The sequence below is a fragment of the Gordonia sp. AC31 genome (assembly GCF_031844505.1).
Classification (GTDB): Bacteria; Actinomycetota; Actinomycetes; order Mycobacteriales; family Mycobacteriaceae; genus Gordonia; species Gordonia hongkongensis.
Window position 1 is genome coordinate 449004 of record NZ_JAUZVK010000001.1, and the last position, 15358, is coordinate 464361.

15 protein-coding genes are annotated in these 15358 nt (G+C 69.9%); 6 read left to right on the forward strand and 9 right to left on the reverse strand.

Features of this window, described 5'->3' with window-relative positions; all coding sequences use genetic code 11:
• Positions 1 to 19: 19 nt before the first annotated feature.
• Positions 20 to 1516, reverse strand: a complete 1497-nt coding sequence (eccB, locus tag Q9R39_RS02110; protein ID WP_058252544.1) for a type VII secretion protein EccB — start codon at positions 1514 to 1516, stop codon at positions 20 to 22.
• A 224-nt stretch (positions 1517 to 1740) separates the two neighbouring features.
• On the opposite strand from eccB, the gene eccE reads away from it, so the two are divergent.
• The gene (eccE, locus tag Q9R39_RS02115) at positions 1741 to 3456 is read left to right on the forward strand and encodes a type VII secretion protein EccE (protein WP_265966070.1); all 1716 of its coding nucleotides are present in this window, start codon (positions 1741 to 1743) and stop codon (positions 3454 to 3456) included.
• Positions 3457 to 3466: 10 nt separating this feature from the next.
• Here eccE and manA read toward each other — a convergent pair whose 3' ends face one another.
• From manA to Q9R39_RS02130, 3 genes are all read right to left on the reverse strand, one after another.
• Positions 3467 to 4753, reverse strand: coding sequence for a mannose-6-phosphate isomerase, class I (gene manA / locus Q9R39_RS02120; RefSeq protein ID WP_265966068.1), 1287 nt, complete (start codon positions 4751 to 4753; stop codon positions 3467 to 3469).
• Positions 4750 to 5907, reverse strand: a complete 1158-nt coding sequence (locus tag Q9R39_RS02125) for a hypothetical protein (RefSeq protein ID WP_065632653.1) — start codon at positions 5905 to 5907, stop codon at positions 4750 to 4752. The genes manA and Q9R39_RS02125 overlap by 4 nt, the downstream gene beginning before the upstream one ends.
• A 98-nt stretch (positions 5908 to 6005) precedes the next feature.
• A complete protein-coding gene (locus Q9R39_RS02130) occupies positions 6006 to 6515 on the reverse strand; it encodes a DUF3499 domain-containing protein (RefSeq protein WP_203235865.1) in 510 nt (169 codons plus the stop codon).
• Between the two features lie 142 nt (positions 6516 to 6657).
• Here Q9R39_RS02130 and Q9R39_RS02135 point away from each other — a divergent pair, with 142 nt between their 5' ends.
• Positions 6658 to 7179, forward strand: a complete 522-nt coding sequence (locus Q9R39_RS02135; protein ID WP_058252540.1) for a metallopeptidase family protein — start codon at positions 6658 to 6660, stop codon at positions 7177 to 7179.
• Between the two features lie 64 nt (positions 7180 to 7243).
• Here Q9R39_RS02135 and Q9R39_RS02140 read toward each other — a convergent pair whose 3' ends face one another.
• A complete protein-coding gene (locus Q9R39_RS02140; protein ID WP_171011557.1) occupies positions 7244 to 7501 on the reverse strand; it encodes a WhiB family transcriptional regulator in 258 nt (85 codons plus the stop codon).
• 689 nt (positions 7502 to 8190) lie between these two features.
• Here Q9R39_RS02140 and cofD point away from each other — a divergent pair.
• From cofD to Q9R39_RS02155, 3 genes are read left to right on the forward strand one after another with little or no spacing between them, the layout of a single operon-like run.
• Entirely contained in the window at positions 8191 to 9228 is a 1038-nt protein-coding gene (gene cofD / locus Q9R39_RS02145; RefSeq protein ID WP_159371176.1) for a 2-phospho-L-lactate transferase, read from the forward strand.
• On the forward strand, positions 9225 to 10574 hold the full coding sequence (locus Q9R39_RS02150) for a coenzyme F420-0:L-glutamate ligase (RefSeq protein ID WP_311277031.1): 1350 nt from the start codon (positions 9225 to 9227) through the stop codon (positions 10572 to 10574). Before cofD ends, Q9R39_RS02150 begins: the two co-directional genes overlap by 4 nt.
• Entirely contained in the window at positions 10571 to 11167 is a 597-nt protein-coding gene (locus Q9R39_RS02155; protein ID WP_078112950.1) for an NUDIX hydrolase, read from the forward strand. Before Q9R39_RS02150 ends, Q9R39_RS02155 begins: the two co-directional genes overlap by 4 nt.
• Here Q9R39_RS02155 and glgC read toward each other — a convergent pair.
• On the reverse strand, positions 11164 to 12378 hold the full coding sequence (gene glgC / locus Q9R39_RS02160; RefSeq protein WP_078112951.1) for a glucose-1-phosphate adenylyltransferase: 1215 nt from the start codon (positions 12376 to 12378) through the stop codon (positions 11164 to 11166). The genes Q9R39_RS02155 and glgC overlap by 4 nt on opposite strands.
• A 129-nt stretch (positions 12379 to 12507) precedes the next feature.
• On the opposite strand from glgC, the gene glgA reads away from it, so the two are divergent.
• Positions 12508 to 13671: a glycogen synthase gene (gene glgA / locus Q9R39_RS02165; protein WP_226513690.1), complete on the forward strand. Its 1164-nt coding sequence runs from the start codon at positions 12508 to 12510 to the stop codon at positions 13669 to 13671.
• Here glgA and Q9R39_RS02170 read toward each other — a convergent pair.
• The 3 genes from Q9R39_RS02170 to Q9R39_RS02180 form a co-directional block, all read right to left on the reverse strand.
• Positions 13650 to 14621 (reverse strand): putative RNA methyltransferase, encoded by a 972-nt coding sequence (locus Q9R39_RS02170; protein WP_078112952.1) that lies wholly within the window; start codon positions 14619 to 14621, stop codon positions 13650 to 13652. The genes glgA and Q9R39_RS02170 overlap by 22 nt on opposite strands.
• Before the next feature lie 2 nt (positions 14622 to 14623).
• Entirely contained in the window at positions 14624 to 14791 is a 168-nt protein-coding gene (locus tag Q9R39_RS02175) for a DUF3117 domain-containing protein (protein WP_004019232.1), read from the reverse strand.
• 105 nt (positions 14792 to 14896) lie between these two features.
• Positions 14897 to 15295: a DivIVA domain-containing protein gene (locus Q9R39_RS02180; RefSeq protein WP_055475940.1), complete on the reverse strand. Its 399-nt coding sequence runs from the start codon at positions 15293 to 15295 to the stop codon at positions 14897 to 14899.
• Between the last annotated feature and the right edge of the window lie 63 nt (positions 15296 to 15358).

Consider the following 15358-nt stretch of genomic DNA (forward strand, 5'->3'; position numbering starts at 1 on the left):
GCGGCGGGAGCGCCGTCGATCATCCGCCGGTCGAGGGTCGTTCGGTGTGCTCCGCGCCGGCGTCGAGTCGTGCGGTCTCCAGGCCGTCGTGCGCGACGAGGGCGTTCTCGCGCGAGAGGGTCGGCCCGGGCGCCAGCAGCGACACCACCGACCACGGCGCGCGGGACGGTGAATCCCCGAGCCCGAGGATGCCGCCGGCCTCGAAGTCCGGCACGCCGAACCGCACACCCGAATCGTTGACGTAGAACAGCGATTCGGTGCGCGAGCTGTCCGCCTCGTTGCCGGTCACCTGCAGATACTCACCCGAGCCGGGCGGCATGTAGACCGCGTCGAGGTTCGGTCCGGCACCATCGGACGACGTCAGCCGGACCGGCACCGCGTCCGACGCGAGCGGCAGTTCACGCCCCGCGAGCAACGTCGTCTGTGCGCGCGGCTCCCCCGTCCCGCGGGTCCAGGTGCGGCACAGCGTCGGATCGCCGCCCACGTCCAGCAGCGTCGGCGCGACTTCGGGAAAGTCCGAGACGGGTTCCGACTCCACGGTTCTCAGCGCAGCGAGCTGCCCCGGGGCGACGGTCGTCACCGGAGCTGCGTCGGAGTCGGCCAGCCGCATGAGTTCGGCGGTCGGGGCGCTGATCTCCTGCACCCCGTCGCGCAGCACCAGGTGATAGGACGTCGTGTCGTCGACACCGACCGACTTGACGACACTGCCGACACTCGCGCCGTCGACTGCCCCGGGCTGGCCGGCACCCGAGATCTCCGGCACGGCAAGCGGATCGACCAGTGGGAAGGTGTTGAGCAGGCCGGTGGACATCTGCCGGGGCGTGGCCCCCTCGAGACCGAGAGCCCGCATGACGGGCGCGCTCTCGGTGTCGACGGCGGCACGGACCGGACTCCAGACACCGTCCCGGAACAGCTGATACACCAGGAAGGTCTGGTCCCCGCCGTCGACGAGCACGGCGTCGGCGGGGTTCGCCGTCCCGATCGCGTCACCCAGACGCGGCGTCTCGGCGATGACGGTCTGCTCGATCGACTCGACCGGCGCCTCCGACACGGTCGACGAATCGCAGACCGTCCAGGTGGAGGAGTCCGGGTGCGACGACTTCGGCAGTGCCGCCGGCGCACCCGGGATGCCCAACAGGGGTCCGCGCGGGTACGGCTTGAGCTTGTTGTCCCCGACCGAGGTCGGCGACTCCGAGCTACCCGTCACCAGCCGCGCCGAGGCCAGATTGAGGACGGGATGCAGGGTGTCCTCGATCAGGACGTAGGTGCTGCCGCTGTTCTTGCTGACGATGATCGTGGCGTCGCCGACGGACCCCTGCGGCCGGATCAGGCCCCAGATTCCACACCCGCCGAGGACCAGCAAGCCGAGGACGGTCCCGACCACGAGCGCCTGCAACTGTGAACGCATGGGATCGTGCAACATCCGGACGTCGCGTCGTACCAGCGCGTGCTCGAGCCTCTTGATCAGGAAACGGTAGCCGTTGACCTGGGCTTTGGTCGTCAGCTGACGTGCCACGGCTCCCCCTGTCCGCACCCGGGCCGCGGCGTCGGACCTTCTCCGGCGGCGAGCGGGTTGTGATCTACTGCGGCATACCCCCTGCCGCGCGGTAGTAGCCTAGCCGACAAACATGCCCCTGACGTGTGGGGCTCCACCGCTTGTGCACACTCTCGGTGGACGGCACGCGGCAGTCGGCAGCGGTGATCGAGGGGGTCGCAACCGTGGAGCGGAACAGGCGTGGGATGGCACTGCCCACACTCGTCGTGATCGAGGCGGTGCTGGCGCTCGGACTCGTCGTCTGGGTGGTGTCCGGCAGCGTCTGGGGTGCAACCGCACTCGGCGTGGCCGCGGTCGTCTCCGCAGGTCTGGTGCGGGTCGGCGGCCGGCCGTCGGTGTTCGGTCGAATCGTGGCGAATCTGTCGTTCTCCTGGTCGCGGATGCGCCGCGACCACGGCGATCTCGCCCCGGCCCCGTTCGACATACCGCTGCCCGCCCCCAGCACCCACGCCACCGCACGGCGGACATCGGCTCCGACGACCATCGGCGCGAGGTGGGTCGGCGACACCCTGGTCACCGTCGTCCGGGTGGACCCGGGCAGCCCGGCCGTCACCTACCTGACCCCGGGCCACAGCGAACTCGGCGACGAATCGGGCCAGGTGGTGCCCCTCGGCGTCCTGGCCGAGTGCATCAGTCCCTACGACATCCGGCTCAGCTCCATCGAGGTCATCAGTCACGGTGTGCGCGTGTGGGGTTCGGGCATCGCGCCGGACACCTACGACCGCACCCTGGGCCCGCTGTCGGCGACGGCCCAACGGTCGGTGCTGGTCGTCCTCCGGCTCAATCCCCTCGACTGCGCCGACGCCGTCGCCCGCCGCGGGGGCGGCGCGACCGGTGCACTGCGCACCGCGACGGTGACCACCCGCCGCGTCGCCAAGAGGCTCGCCGAACACGGCTTGTCGACGACCATCCTGTCGGCGGCACAGATCACCGCCATCACGGCGCAGCTCATCGAGGGCGCGAGCCTCGACTCGCTCGCCGAGGAACGCGACTCGGTCGGCGTCGCCGGTCTGCGGATGCGCAGCGCCGCCGTCGAACCGGCCGCCCTGACCGACGTGCTGCGCGGCATCTGGGTCAACTCCGCGGTCTCGACGACCGTCACCGTGAAGTTGTGCCCACGAGTCACCGAGGGCAGGCGTCGCGGCGATCGCACGACGGTCGAGGTGTCCGGGATCGTCCGCGTCAACGAGTTCCCCGCCGCGAGGCGCGCACTCGGTGGATGGCCCGCGGGCCTGATCCCCCTCGACGGCCGCCAGTTCGACGCTCTCGCAGCGAGTCTCCCCATCTCGACGCCGACCCGGCTCGACCGGGCCATACCCGCACTCACGGGTTCGGAGGCGGAGGCGTTCCTCGCCTCGGCGCGTATCCCGGCAGGCGGTTGCGGCCAGCTCATCGGCGCCGATCACGCCGGCCGCGCGGTCGCCACCCGGCTCGTCGGACCCGGTATCTCCACGGTCTCGGTCGCCGCGGGCATTCACGTCGTGGTCCAGATCGCTCTCCGCGCAGTCGCGGTCGGTGCCGCGGTGCGCGTGCACACCGACCGCCCGCACCGGTGGACCCCGGTGGTCACCGCCGTGGGCGATCCGAGCGCGCTGTCACTCTCGGGCGACCGCACCCCGGCGCGCCCCGGCCCCGGCCTGGTCATCGTCGACGGTGTGGCGCCACCTTCCCCGCAACCCGACACCACGCGGATGATCGTCGTCGCACCGGGCCTCGGCGAACCCGCCGACGGCGCCACCGTCGCGCTGCGTCAGAATCCGCGTACGCCACAGGACATCGCACTCGACACCGGCGGGCGGCCGATCCTGGTCACCATGGTCGCGACCCCCGACGAATGGAACCTGATCGGCGGCTACCCCGAACCCGCGGGCACCGCTGCGGCTACTCCGGTTCGGCGCTGACGGACTGACATCATTCGGACGCGGACGCCACCGATGAGGTCAGGTCGGGTTGCGCCGAGACCGCGGCCGGCACCAGCGCGCGGTAGAAGACCGCACGAGCCGACGCCGCGCGGACGATGACGTCCGGGTCGTCGTCGGTGATCCACACCGCCCGTCCGGCCGTCACGGTGAGCGGGTTCCCACCCGCCGGTCGGACCTCCACCGCGCCGCTGAGCACGGCGAGGATCTGCGGGCCCGGCATGTCGAAGCAGATCGACGAGGCGTGGTGGAGGCCCGTCCCGTCGAGTTCGACACGCGACAGCCGGAATTCGGGAGCGGGGGTGAGGTACACGCGCTCGGCGCCGACGGTCCGGATCTGCGGGGTCAGGTCCGAGACATCGACCGGGGTGAAGTCGAGGACGCGCAACAACTCGGGAACGTCGATGTGTTTGGGCGTCAGTCCGCCCCGCAGCACATTGTCGGAGTTCGCCATGATCTCCACACCCGTACCGCGGAGGTAGGCGTGCAGGTTACCCGCGGACAGATAGAGACCCTGCCCGGGTTCGAGGTGAATGTTGTTGAGCAGCAACGATGCCAGGACACCGGGATCGTTCGGGTAGGCCTCCCCGAGTTCACACACCGTCCGCAGTTCGGCGACGAACTCCGTCTCACCCGTGCTCAGCACGGTGACCGCGCCGGCGAGTACCGCCGGGACCAGCTGACGGAGCAGCGACTCGGGCAGCGTCAGCCACGTCGTGAAGAGCGCCCGCAGCCCCTCCGAGTCCGGCTGCCCCGCGAGCATCCCCAGATAGGGGTCGAGCTCACTGACCTGCAGTGCGCGGAGCAACCGGATGGTGTCCTCCGGTCGACGGAAGCCGGCCAGTGCGTCGAACGGTGTCGTCGCGACGATCAGTTCGGGCTTGTGCCATGGATCGCGGTAGTTGCGGTCGCGGGCTTCGATCGCGACACCGCGGGCGTTCTCGCGTTCGAATCCTGCCCGGGCCTGTTCGGCGGACGGATGTGCCTGCAGGGACAGCGGTTCCTCGGCGGCGAGCACCTTCAGGAGGAACGGCAGACGCTCGCCGAAGGCCGCCGTGCTCGCCGCGCCGAGCGTGCCGATCGGATCCGCGTCGATCACATCGACGAGATCCTGCTCGATCCCGGCGACATCGACGCACCGAGCCGAACCCGCGGGATGGGACCCGAACCACAGCTCCGCCTCCGGGTGCGCCGATGGCACGGACCTACCCTGCATGGACGCGATCGCGGTCCGCGACCCCCAGGCGTATGGCCGCACCACTCCGTCGATGATCCTCATTGCAACGCGTTCCCAACCAGGCGGAGGTACACCGCCGCCATCTCGACCCGTAGTGCCACGATCAGGAAATCCAGTACATCCCCCGGGCCGTCGGCCACCGGATCCTCACCCGGCGCCGGACGCCGGTCCTCCCACTCGCGGCCGTCCGCGCCCCCGGCGGCCGAAGTCTCTTGCGCACGATCGATTCCGACGAGGAGATCGACCTCTCCGAGACCGGTGATCCGCTGACGCGTGAACCATTCCCGCCGCCCGGTCGAGACGACCTGGACGCGCGGCGCGGGAGCTGCCGGCGGTCCGTCGAAGTCGGGATCGTAGAAGATCGAGTCCGCACTCGGCGCGACATCCGAACGCGACCCGAGCAACTGCACCATTCGCGAGACGTCCGTGAGTTCGGCTGCGGCGCTGACGATCCCGGAGAGTCCGACGAGCCCGGCGACCGCATGCCGGGCGATGGCCGCGCCGGCCGGGCTGTCCGCCGTCCAGACGGTGGGGCGGCCCTGGACGCGCAGCGCCAGCGATTTGGCGCGATTGTGGAAGGCGTCGCGGGCCGGGTGTCCGGTCGAGGCCTCGTCGTCGAGTGCGTCGGCGAGGTCGTCGAGTGCGGGCACGCTCCCGGTGAACCGGACCTGGGTCAGCGCACCGAACACCGCGAGCAGCGCGGCGGCGAACCCCACGAAGCGGAAGCGGGGTTCGATGTCGAACCGCGGCGCGAGGTTGATCCCGTTGCCGCCCAGCGCATCTCGCAGAGGCCCGGCCACGGGTGCGACCACCACGACCTCGGCCCGCCGGCGTAACGCCCGCGCGGCGGCGTCGGCGAGCGCCATGTCCCCGGCATCGTCGCCGGCGACGATCACGACGTCGAGCGGGCCGATCCACCCGGGCAACACCGGACCACTGACCACCGGGACGTCCACCCGGGCCCCGAGCGTGGCCACCGCGAAGTCGGTCGCCCGATGGGAGACGCCGCTGGAACCGTGGACCACGATGACGCTACGGGGACGCAGGTCCGCGAGCGGGGCGAGCACGCCTTCGCGTACCGCTTCGGCGACGGCGCGCACCTGTGCGCCGGCGAGCGCGACCGCTCTCAGCAAACCGTCGACATCGGCCGAGATCAGCTCCTCGGCGTCGTCGAGGTCGGGGGAACCGGTTCGCATGTCACCAGGGTAGCCAGGTCGCGGAGTCGGCGCGCACGTACTCGGCACAGTTGCGGCGATGCCTTCGGGGTCCACGCCCCCCGCGCGGTGGTGACCGGTCAGTCGACCGGGTCCGGCAGTACCCGCAGGTGTCCGCGGCGCCCCGGGCGCGGCCGGGTTTGGTGACGCGGCGTCCCGGCGGTCGGGGCGGGCGCATCGACCGGGCCGGCGCGGTGCCGACCCGTCCGACGGTCGTCCACGGCATCGCGATGGGCCTCGACGAACGCGGTGTCCTCGAAGGCGTCGAGGGCGTCGATCGGACTGCGGTCGACGTACCGCGGGCGTCCACCGCCGGCGACGGCTCCGGCTTCCCGAACCGCCTCGGCGAGCGCGGTCAGCTCTTGATCCTCGGCCGGCGGCGCGGAGAATCCCCGCTCGCTGCGCAGCATCTCCCAACCGCGCGGGACGGTGATCCGGCGGGCGTGATCGTCGCACAGGTCCCACGAGTGCGGCTCCTGCGACGTCGCGAGCGGACCGATCACCGCGGTCGACTCGGCATAGACGAAGGTCAGGGTAGCCACCGCGGATCGGGCGCAGCCGGGTCGGCAGCACAGTCGGGGAAGCTTCACGTGACGAGATTAGCCCTCGTCGCTCGCAACCGCGTCGGCGACACGCTCACCGGGCGGGCGGCCGGCGAAGACCCGGACCGCCGGAGCAGACACGCAGTGACCGGAGGAGACACGGACTCGTCCGACCTCCTACACTCTCGCCATGCGTATCGACCCGAAGCCGACTCCACGTGGCTCCTCCGGCCTGCCGGAGGCGCGCCGCGGTCGTCGGCGGACGGGTCGTCACCGCGATCGTCGCGGACGGGGACTGCGCTCGCCGTTGCTGCCACAGGGCGTGCCCGCCCACAACAGCCGGTCCGATGAATTCGACGCGGTCGCCCTGGAGGCGTTCGCCGAGATCGACGCGCAGTGGCATGACCAGATCGCCGGACTCGACATCGCCGTCGACGAGATCCCCCGGCTCCTGCCCCGTGACCCCGAGACGGTCGAGTGGCCCGACGAGGTGACCGCCGACGGTGCGGTGCCGCTCGCACGGCTGATCCCGGCCGGGATGGATGTGAACGGCGCACCGACGCGGGCGCAGATCATCCTGTTCCGCCGGCCACTGGAGTCCCGGGCCAAGAAGGGCACCGAGTTGCTGGATCTGATCCACGAGGTACTCGTGCAACAGGTGGCGACGCATCTGGGCGTCGACGAAGACACGATCGACCGCGGACCAGAGTGATCCGCGGTCGATGATCGGTGGGGACGACTCCGTCGCGAGCCGTCCGCTCAGATGGTGACGCCGGTCAGATGATGCCGCGCTTGAGACGCCGGCGCTCACGCTCCGACAGGCCGCCCCAGATACCGAAGCGTTCGTCGTTGTGCAGTGCGTACTCGAGGCATTCGGACTTGACCTCGCAGCCCTGGCAGATCCGCTTGGCCTCACGTGTCGACCCACCCTTTTCCGGGAAGAACGCCTCGGGGTCGGTCTGCGCACACAGGGCACGGTCCTGCCACTGCTCTTCGACGGCGTCGAAGAGATCGTCGAAGTCGTTGGGCACCAACGAAAGATGACGACGACCCGGGTCGGCATCGTCGGCGACGGGCCCGTGCGGCGACCCGAAATCGGTCCCGATGCCGATGGCCGACGCGGCGGCAGTGCCGCCGATCATCGAATCATCAACGGGGCCAAGGGTGTTGAATTCGGCGGTGAATTGCGGGCGGTTCTGTGGTTCAAGCGGATTGCCGATCGGGTTTTCCAAAGCCATCGTCGGCGCCTCCTAGCTCGGGATGTTGGTAGTTTCTGCGTCCTCTGCGAACACGGCCTGTGTGCCGCACCCACCACTGTTGCCACACCACTTGTACTACGGATGTGGAAACACCCACATCAGACGTACACAGCGCCCGAGCGACGGCCCGCGAAGTGCCGGAACCGACCCTCTCCCGAGTTCGAACATACGATCGAATCCGTTGAAGTCCAGCGGTTTTCGATCCGAAGGTTCTCGATCTCAAACTCGGAATGACACTGATGTGATTACACACGCCCAAGGCGGTCCCGGTCAAGTTGAAGTCAAAGATTCTCTGTTTACCACCAGGATCCGACAACCCTGTGACTCGACACGACATTGACCTCAACCCGACGTGAATGTCACACCGAACCCGGCACGGGTCGAAACCATCCGCACCGCACCGACAGCGCCTGACCGCCGACTCGCACCGCGCACTACAGTGGCGGTGTGAAGGAGTACCTGCTGTGAAGGTGACCGTACTCGTCGGGGGCGTCGGAGGGGCACGATTCCTCCTCGGTCTGCGCGAATTGTTCGGCCCGACGGCGTTCCCGGCCCCCCAGGACGACGCGTCCGGCGCCCCGGCGACCGAGCACGAGATCACCGCCATCGTGAACGTGGGCGACGACGCCTGGATGCACGGCGTCCGCATCTGCCCCGACCTCGACACCTGTATGTACACCCTCGGGGGCGGGATCGATCCCGAACGCGGGTGGGGTCGGCGCGACGAATCCTGGCGCGCGAAAGAGGAACTCGCCGCCTACGGGGCCGACCCGGATTGGTTCGGACTCGGCGATCGCGATCTCGCGACCCACCTCATCCGGACCCAGATGCTCGACGCCGGGTACCGGCTGTCCGACGTCACGGCCGCCCTGTGCCGGCGCTGGGTCCCCGGGGTGCGGCTCCTGCCCGTCACCGACGATCGTCACGAAACCCACGTCGTGGTCGCCAAACCCGACGGCGAGGACGGCGAACGGGTCGCGATCCACTTCCAGGAATGGTGGGTACGCCATCGCGCGCAGATCCCCACCTTCGGCTTCGCGCAGGTCGGTTCGGACGACACGGCGCCGGCACCCGGCGTCCTCGACGCGATCGCCGACGCCGATGTCATCCTCCTCGCGCCGTCGAACCCGGTCGTGAGCATCGGCGCCATCGTCAGTGTTCCCGGGATGCGCAGCGCGCTGCGCCAGACCAAGGCCCCGGTGGTCGGGATCTCACCGGTCATCGACAACCGTCCCCTGCGCGGCATGGCCGACGAGTGCCTGTCCGTGATCGAGGTCGAGTCCTCGGCACAGGGGATCGCCGGACACTACGGCGCCCGCAGCGGCAACGGGATTCTCGACGGTTGGCTCATCGCCGAGGGTGACCACGCCGCTGTCGACGGCATCGCCGTCGGCGCCGCACCGCTGCTCATGACCGACCCCGCGGCCACCGCGCAGATGGTGCGTGCGGCCTGCGCGCTCGTCGACGTACCGCTGCCCGAGACCAACAAGGGCGTGCGGTGACCGCTCGCCCCGACCACCGCGCACCGGGACATCTCGAGATCCGGCCGGTGACCGGCCTGCCCGAGTTCACCGCCGACTCCGACGTCGCGGGTGAGATCCTCGGCGCCGCACCCTGGCTCGAGTCCGGCGACGTCCTGGTGGTCACCAGCAAGATCATCTCCAAGGCCGAAGGGCGGATGGTCGACGCGCCCAGCGACCCCGAGGAGCGGGACGCACTGCGTCGTCGCCTCGTCGACGCCGAATCGGTGCGCGTCCTGGCCCGCAAGAACCGAACCCTGATCACCGAGAACCGCCTCGGCCTGGTGCAGGCAGCGGCCGGGATCGACGGCTCGAATGTGCGCAGCGACCAACTGGCACTCCTGCCGGAGAACCCCGACCGCAGTGCGGCGTCACTGCGGCGTGCCATAGCCGACGCCGCCGGCCTCGACGTCGCGGTGATCATCACCGACACGATGGGTCGGGCCTGGCGGACCGGACAGACCGACGTCGCCATCGGCGCGGCCGGCATCGCCGTGACCCATCCCTACGAGGGCGGCGTCGACGACTACGGGAATCCGTTGATCGTCACCGAGATAGCGGTGGCCGACGAACTCGCCGCTGCGGCGGACCTCGTCAAGGGCAAGCTCGCCGCCGTCCCGGTCGCCGTCGTCCGCGGATTCGCTCCGGCCGACGACGGCACCACCGCCGCCGACCTCATCCGTCCCTACGACGAGGACCTGTTCCGTCTCGGGACCGAAGAGGCGATCGCACAGGGCCGCCGAGAGGCCATCCGCACCCGGCGTTCGGTGCGCACCTTCGCCGACCGGCCCGTCGACCCCGCGGAGATGCGCGACGCCCTCGCCGAGGCGCTCACCGCCCCGGCACCCCACCACACACATCCGGTCCGCTTCGTGTGGCTGCGTTCCGCCTCGCGACGCCGCGAACTGCTCGACGCGATGACGCGCGACTGGCGCACCGACCTCGAATCGGACTCCAAGACAGCCGAATCCATCGAGAAGCGACTTCGACGCGGGCAGATCCTCTACGACGCCCCGGAACTGGTGATCCCGTTCCTCGTACCCGAGGGCGCCCACGACTACCCCGATGATCGTCGCAACGCCGCCGAGCACACGATGTTCACCGTGGCCGCGGGCGGGGCGGTCGCGACCCTGCTCACCGCGCTGGCGGTCCGCGACATCGGCAGCTGCTGGGTCGGGTCGACCATCTTCGCCGCGCCGGCGGTGCGCCGCGTCCTCGATCTGGATCCGAGTTGGGAACCGCTGGGGGCCGTCGCCATCGGACATCCGCTCGAACCGGCCGGGTTGCGCGACCCCGCCCCCACCGCGGAGTGGGTCGTCGAACTGTGACCGCCGAGTCGCTGCACGCCTCCGCCGTCGAGGCCCTGACACGGTGGGAGACACCCGATCCCGCCCAGGACTCCCTGCGTCACGCATATCTCGAGTTCCTCGCCGCGTCCCCGGACGGGTGTCTTCGGGCCTGCGCACCAGGACATCTGACGGGTTCGGCGATCGTCTTCGACGCGACGCGCCGACACGTTCTGCTGACCCTGCACCCCCGCGTCGGGAAGTGGATACAGCTCGGCGGTCACTGCGAACCCTCCGACGATTCCCTCGCCGGCGCGGCGCTACGCGAGGCGCGAGAAGAGTCGGGCATGCCCGAACTCGTGCTCGACACCGCCGACCCCACGCTCGCCGGTGACGGGATGGTCCACCTCCACACCCACCCGATCACCTGCTCCTTGGGAGTCCCCACCCGCCACCTCGACGTCCGCTACCGGGTGGTCGCCGCCCCGACGCCCGACGGCGAACTCCCCCGCGTCGTATGCAGTGACGAGTCCGTGGACCTCCGCTGGTGGCCGGTCGACGCGCTTCCGGACGACGCCGGAGACGACATCGCGACGCTCATCGACGCGGCCCTACGCGACGGGCGGCGGCGCTAAACCTGGATGTTCTTGCCGACGGTGACCACACCGCCGGCGCTCACCGAGAACCGTTCGCGGTCGGCCTCGAGATCGACACCGAGCTGCTCGCCGTCACCGACCACGACGTTCTTGTCGAGGATGGCCTTGCGGACCACCGCGCCCTTGCCGACGCGCACGCCGGGCATCAGCACGCTGCCCTCGACCACCGCGCCGTCCTCGACGATGACGTTCGACGACAGCACGGAGTTGCGCACCGTGCCGGCGGAGATGATGCATCCGGAACCGACCACGGAGTCCTCCGCGACCCCGCCCTGGACGAACTTGGCGGGCGGCAGGTTGTGGGTCTCGCCGCGGATGGGCCAGCGGCCGTTGTAGAGGTTGAAGATCGGGTGGACCGACACCAGGTCCATGTGCGCCTCGTAGAACGCATCCAGGGTTCCGACGTCGCGCCAGTAACCGGTGTCGCGTTCGGTGGCACCGGGTACCTGGTTGTCCTTGAAGTCGTAGACGAAGGCGGTGTCCCGGCGCACGAAGGCCGGGATGATGTCACCGCCCATGTCGTGGTCGGAGTCCGAGTCGGCGGCGTCGGCGCGCAGCGCGTCGACCAGCGCCTCGGTGGTGAACACATAGTTGCCCATCGACGCGAACGTCACGTCGGGATCGTCCGGCGTGCCGGGCGGATCGGCCGGCTTCTCCAGGAAGCGGGTGATCTTCCCGCTCTCGTCGGAGTCGATGCAGCCGAAGGCCACCGCCTCTGCTCGGGGCACGCGGATCCCGGCCACCGTGACGTCGGCGCCGGATTCGATGTGCGCGGCCACCATCTGCGACGGATCCATCCGGTACACGTGATCGGCTCCGAAGACGACGATGTACTCGGGTCGTTCGTCGGTGATGAGGTTCATCGACTGGAAGATCGCATCGGCACTGCCGGTGTACCAGCGTGGTCCGAGTCGCTGCTGGGCCGGCACCGGGGTGATGTACTCGCCGTGGAATCCCGACGTCCACCAGGTCTGCGAGATGTGCCGGTCCAGCGAATGCGACTTGTACTGTGTCAGCACGCAAATGCGCTCGTAACCGGCGTTGACCAGGTTCGACAGCACGAAGTCGATGAGCCGGTAGGCGCCGCCGAAGGGCACCGCAGGTTTGGCGCGGTCCATCGTCAGCGGGTACAGACGCTTGCCTTCGCCGCCTGCGAGGACGATGCCGAGGACGTGCGGCTCAGATCTCACTCCCCCAACTTAACCGCGATCGAAGCCGTCGGCCAGATGACCGGGCGGTCAGTATGCGTGGCGTCGGTCGCGACCAGGGTTTGGCAGCACCGATGGCGATCTGCGCGCGTTGGCACTAGCGTCGAGATCATGCGGGTGGCGATGATGACACGGGAATATCCACCTGAGGTCTACGGCGGCGCCGGGGTCCACGTCACCGAATTGGTCCGGTATCTGCGCGATCTCATCACCGTCGACGTGCACTGCATGGGCGCCGAGCGGGAGACCGCCGCGGTGTACACCCCCGACCCGGGGTTGGCCGGGGCGAATGCGGCGATCACCACGTTGTCGGCCGATCTGCGGATGGTGGTGGGTGCGTCCGGTGCCGACGTCGTGCACTCCCACACCTGGTACACCGGCCTTGCCGGGCACCTGGCGGGACAGCTCTACGACGTGCCGCACGTGCTGACCGCCCACTCGCTCGAACCGTCGCGCCCGTGGAAGGCCGAGCAACTCGGCGGCGGGTACCGGGTGTCGAGCTGGGTGGAACGCAACGCGGTGGAGTACGCCGACGCGGTGATCGCGGTGAGCTCGGGGATGCGCACCGAGATCTGTGACACCTACCCGCGTCTGGACCCTGAGCGTGTCCATGTGGTGCGCAACGGGATCGACACATCTCAATGGTTCCCGGTCGACGATCCGTTCGGACCCGACTCGACGCCGACCGCACTCGGGCTCGACCCGGACCGCCCGATCGTGGCGTTCGTCGGCCGGATCACCCGGCAGAAGGGCGTCGCACATCTGGTGGCCGCGGCGCACCGGTTCGATCCGGACATCCAGCTCGTCCTCTGTGCTGGTGCCCCCGACACGCCGGAGATCGGCGCCGAGATCGAGAGCGCGGTGGGCGAACTCTCCGCCTCGCGTCCCGGCGTCCACTGGGTGCGCGAGATGCTCCCACTCCCCCGGATCCGCGAGATCTTGACCGCGGCAACGGTCTTCGTGTGCCCATCGGTGTACGAACCGCTGGGCATCGTCAACCTCGAGGCGATGGCCTGCGGTACCGCGGTGGTGGCCTCGGCGGTCGGCGGCATTCCCGAGGTGGTGCGCGACAACGTCACCGGCCGCCTCGTGCGGTACGACCCCGTCGATCCGGCGACCTTCGAACACGATCTCGCCGACACGGTGAACGCGGTGGCCTCGGATGCGGCGGCGTCGGCGATGGGGGTGGCCGGCCGCGAACGCGCCGAGGCCGAGTTCTCCTGGGCGTCGATCGCCGAACAGACGCTGGGTGTCTACGAGTCCGTACGGCGCTGAGCGGGTGAGCGTCCGCGGACGGGCCGACACGTGGTCACCACGACCGACACCGTGGCCGGCACCCGACCGTCCCCGGCGAAGGCCGCGGCCCGCGAGCGGATGTCGGCCTCGTCGGAGTGAAATGCCGACGGGCCCATGGCGACCAGATCCCCCACGGTCTGCGCGTCGACGTCTGCGGAGTACCGGACAGGTGACTCGTCGACCACTTCGAAGCCCGCGTCGAGCGAGGCACGGAGGCGCTCGGATTTGGCCTCGTCGACACGCAGCATCGCCATCGGCTCGATGAGTTCGCCGAGGTGGTCGGGCCCCGGACTCACGATGATCAGTGCGCCATCAGGGGCCAGTACGCGGGCGAACTCGCTCGCGTTGCGCGGCGCGAACACCGAGAGCACCACCGCGACAGCATCATCGACGACGGGCAGTCCGAGCCAGACGTCGGCGACGACGGCAGCGAGGGGCCGGGGTCCCCGCGCCATGGCCCGCCCGCAGTACTTCGAGAGGTCCAGGCCGATTCCGGCGGCCGAGGACCGTCCGTCACCGCCGGGCACCCCACTCGCCTCGACCGCGGCGCGAAGATAGTGTCCGCCACCGGCCCCCGCGTCGAGGATCACCGGCCGGTCGTGTCCACCCGTGACCTCGGCCGCGCGGCCGGCGACGAAATCGACCACGGGGAGCAGGAAACCGGAGTCGTGCACGCGGGCTCGGGCGGCCACCATGGCTGCGGTGTCGGCGCGCAGCGCGCCGGACCGGCCGTCGAGCAGTGAGACATAGCCCTGACGGGCGAGGTCGAAAGAATGCGCCTGCGGACAGCGCAGCGACGCGCCGTCGGCCGACAGGCGCCCGGTACACACCGGGCAGCGCAGGATCTCGAGTACCGAAGTGAGGCCATGCGCCCGGTGCGGAGTCGGTGGGTCCGCCCGGGCCTCATGGGAACTGCCCTCGTGGGGCATGTTCAGCCGGTTACCCCGCGGAGTTCCTCGCCCAGCGCGGCTGCTTCGTCGGCGGTCAGCTCGACGACCAGTCGACCTCCACCTTCGATCGGAATCCGGACAACGATTCCACGCCCTTCTTTGGCCGCTTCGAGGGGGCCGTCCCCAGTACGTGGCTTCATTGCCGCCATTCTCAAGCTCCCTTCAAGGTCCCTGCTCCGAACATGATACGTGCCCGGGTCGCACACGATTGTCAGTGCGCGACACGCGCGCCGCGCGGTCTCGACGTACAGCCCCTACTGGGGGGTGCTCGGCGGGCCGGACCGCCCGGCGTCCACGCCGCCGTTCCCGGTGATACCAGCGGCGGGATCGTCCGGAGCCGCGCCCGCTTCCGCCCCGGGCACCGACTCCCGTTCGCGCAGACGCGTGATCACCGACCGCAGGTCGTCGACCTCACGCGCGAGACGTGCCAGCGCCCAGTCGACTTCGGCCTGCTTGTAACCACGCGGGGTCTGGGCGAAGCGCAACGCACGCACGTCGTCACCGGTGATGCCCACCGACGGCAACCGGGTGAGCGTGGTGTCGGGCTCGACCGGCGGCAGATCTTCTCCGCGTCCGAACACGAACCAGACGACAGCGAACACGATCGCGACGACGAGTCCCATGATCAGCAGGTACAGCAGCAGCGTCTGCATGCGTTCCATCCTGGCAGAAGCGCCCGGACGACGGCCCGGCACAGCACCGACCCGGCGACGGCC